The sequence below is a fragment of the Streptomyces sp. NPDC056527 genome (assembly GCF_042794475.1).
Classification (GTDB): domain Bacteria; phylum Actinomycetota; class Actinomycetes; order Streptomycetales; family Streptomycetaceae; genus Streptomyces.
Genome location: NZ_JBHTTQ010000219.1, coordinates 1 through 3,232, shown reverse-complemented (window position 1 = coordinate 3,232; position 3,232 = coordinate 1). Strand labels below are relative to the sequence as shown.

The 3,232-nt window shown below is 72.2% G+C and carries 2 protein-coding genes; both read left to right on the top strand.

From position 1 onward, the window contains the following. Nucleotides 1–1,055, top strand: a 1,055-nt coding sequence (locus ACFQ7Q_RS37935) for a 6-phospho-beta-glucosidase (RefSeq protein ID WP_383563770.1), incomplete at its 5' end; no start/stop codon positions are given. A 67-nt stretch (nt 1,056–1,122) separates the two neighbouring features. After that, on the top strand, nt 1,123–3,036 hold the full coding sequence (locus tag ACFQ7Q_RS37930) for a M64 family metallopeptidase (RefSeq protein WP_383563767.1): 1,914 nt from the start codon (nt 1,123–1,125) through the stop codon (nt 3,034–3,036). Nucleotides 3,037–3,232 lie beyond the last annotated feature (196 nt).

The window sequence follows — 3,232 nt, the reverse complement described above, 5'->3', positions numbered from 1 at the left end:
CGCTCGCCGAGGGAGTCCTCGGCCAGGAGACGGTGGGCGCGGGCGGAATCGCGTACGGGCTGCGGACGGTGCCGGTCGCCGTGCACATCGCCCGGCGGATCGCCGAACTCGCCCCGGACGCCTGGGTCATCAACTTCACCAACCCGGCCGGTCTGGTGACCGAGGCCATGTCCCGGGTGCTCGGCGACCGGGTCGTCGGCATCTGCGACTCCCCCGTCGGCCTCGGCCGCCGGGTCGCCCGGGTCCTGGGCGCGCATCCGGACGAGGCATGGATCGACTACGTCGGCCTCAACCACCTCGGCTGGCTGCGCGGCCTGCGGGTCGCGGGCCGTGACGAGCTTCCCCGGCTGCTGGCGGACGAGCAGGCGCTCGGTTCGTTCGAGGAGGGCCGGCTCTTCGGCCCCGAGTGGCTGCGCTCGCTGGGCGCGATCCCCAACGAGTATCTGCACTACTACTACTTCAACCGCGAGGCCGTCCGCGCCTACCGGCAGGCGGAGCGGACCCGCGGCGCCTACCTCCGCGACCAACAGGCCGGCTTCTACGAGGAGATGGGCAAGCCGGACACTCCTCCGCTGACCACCTGGCACCGGACCCTCGCCGACCGGGAGGCGACGTACATGGCCGCCAACCGGGAGGCCGCCGGGATCGGCGAGCGCGACGAGGAGGATCTGGAGTCGGGCGGGTACGAGAAGGTGGCCCTGGCGCTGATGCGGGCGATCGCGCGCAACGAGCGGGCCACGCTGATCCTCAACGTCCGTAACGGCTCCACCCTTTCGGTGCTGGACGCGGACGCGGTGATCGAGGTGCCGTGCTTCGTGGACGCGGCCGGTGCCCATCCGGTGTCGGTGGCGCCGCTGCCGTACCACGCGGTGGGTCTGGTGACGGCGGTCAAGGCCGTCGAGCGCGAGGTGCTGGCGGCGGCGGAGAGCGGCTCGCGGGCCACGGCGGTGAAGGCGTTCGCGCTGCATCCGCTGGTCGACTCGGTGTCCGTGGCCCGCCGGCTGGTCGACGGCTACACCGCCGGCCATGCGGAACTGGCCTATCTGCGACGCTGAATCGATCGGCACGACTGTCCGACGAACATCTTTACGCCCCATGGGGCGCGGCATACGCTCCCGCCCCATGGACTCACCTGGGATACGTCGTACACGTCCGAGAAGGGCGCTGGCCCGTCTCACCGCCGGCTGTCTGCTGGCCGCCGGCCTGGTGGGGGCCGGACCGGCGGCCGCCGACCCGTCCGCCGGGGTCGACGACGTCGTCGACGCGGCGACCGTCGTTCCCGTGCAGACCACGGGCCCCGCCGACAAGCGCTTCAACCTGGTCGTGATGGGCGACGGCTACACAGCGGAGGAGCTGCCGGCGTTCCGGGCCGACGTCGAGAAGCATCTGAACGTACTGTGGAGCGTCGAACCCTTCGCCTCGTACCGCTCGTACATCAACGTCTGGGCGGTGGAGGTCCCTTCTGCGGAGTCCGGCGTGGACTGCGACCCTGGACTCGACGCGCCCCGGCGTGACACCCCGCTGAACATGGGCTTCTGGGGCGGCTGCAATCCGAGCAGCGTGCAGCGGCTGCTGACGGTCGACAGCGGGAAGGCGGCCGCGCTCGCCGACCTGGTCCCGGGCACGAGCGGCGCCAACCGGCAGATCGTGGCCCTGGCGCACAGCGACACCTACGGCGGCGCGGGCGGCAGCTACGCGACCGCGTCCGGCGGCAACGCGCTCTCCTCGCTGATCACCCCGCACGAGATCGGCCACTCGCTGGGCAAGCTCCAGGACGAGTACGACTACTACGCGCGCGGGGTCGCCGGCGGCACGTACGCCGGCCCCGAGCCGTCCTCGACGCACCACACCCTGCTGACCGAGGAGCAGATGCGCGAGCAGCGCGCCAAGTGGTGGCGCTGGCTGGGCGAACGGAGCGAGGCGGGCGGTGTCATCGGCCGGTTCGAGGGCGGGCTGTACAGCACCAAGGGCGTCTGGCGGCCGAGCAAGCACTCGATCATGAAGACGCTCGGCTACGCCTTCGACCAGGTCGAGCGCGAGGTGATGGTCCAGGCGATCTCGGCCAAGGTGGATCCCGTACAGCAGCACACGCCCGACGCGGCGCCGATCGGGGCCGATCGGACGGTCTGGGTGGACACCCTGCACCCGCTGGGCGGTGAACTCGCCGTCGTGTGGCGGCTGGACGGCCGGACGGTCGGGAGCGGCAACACCCGGGCGGTCGACCTGCGCCGCCTGCGGCTCTCCCCCGGGAATCACACCCTGACGGCGACGGTCAGCGACCCGACCCCGTTCGTCCGCGACCCCGCGGTCCGCGATTCGGCCGCCCTGACCCGTACGGTGAGCTGGACGGTGAACCGCGCGCTGACCACGCCCGAGGCCGAGGTCGAGGCGGCCTTCACCGGTCACACACCGACGCAGTCGCCCGTCGGCGCGCGCTCGGTCGTCCACGCCGACACGACCCATCCGACGCGCGGCTCCTTCGCCGTCCGCTGGCGACTGGACGGCAGGACGGTCGACAACCCGGGCAACGACCGTGATCTGGACCTGCGTTCGCTGCGCCTCAGCCCCGGCACGCACACCCTGACGGCCGGGATCCCGGGCACGGACGCCGAGTTGAGGTGGACGGTGGACGCCCGTCCGGCGACGGGCTCGTACGAGCTGTCCGAGCCGCTCCGCACGGTGAGCCGGCCGGGACGCCCGGTCGAGTACGTCTACGACGGCGAGTTCACGATGAAGCTGACGGCCAGGGACGATCAACCGGGCGCCGTGGTCAGCCAGTTCCGGGTGGACGGCGACGGCTGGTACACGTACTACGGCTGGCCCACCGACGCCGACGCGCCCTTCCGCTTCTCGCCGAGCGGCACGGTCATCGACGATCTCGTCTACGGCAAGCTGGGCAAAAGCCGGGCGGTCCCGTGGGACGACGCGACGCCGGACTACGGGACGCACACGATCGAGTACCGCTCGATCGACGCGGCGGGCAATGTGAGCACGGCGAAGTCGTTCCGGGTGACGCTGGTCGAGCCCCGCGCATGACGAACCGGCGACCGACGCACGAGGCCCCGCGGGGCTGACCGGCCGACACCCGCCACGCCAGGCCCGCGGGACTGACTCGGCAGCGACCGCCACGCCAGGCCCGCGGGACTGAACGGGCGATCCGCGAAGGGGGCCGCGGGACTGACCCGACAACGAGCCGAACGCGACGAGGCCCGCGGACCGGACGGTCCGCGGG

What these genes read in the sequence shown, in the direction of transcription:
- ACFQ7Q_RS37930 (WP_383563767.1), top strand. Translation starts at nt 1,123, where the DNA reads ATGGACTCACCTGGGATACGTCGTACACGTCCGAGAAGGGCGCTGGCC.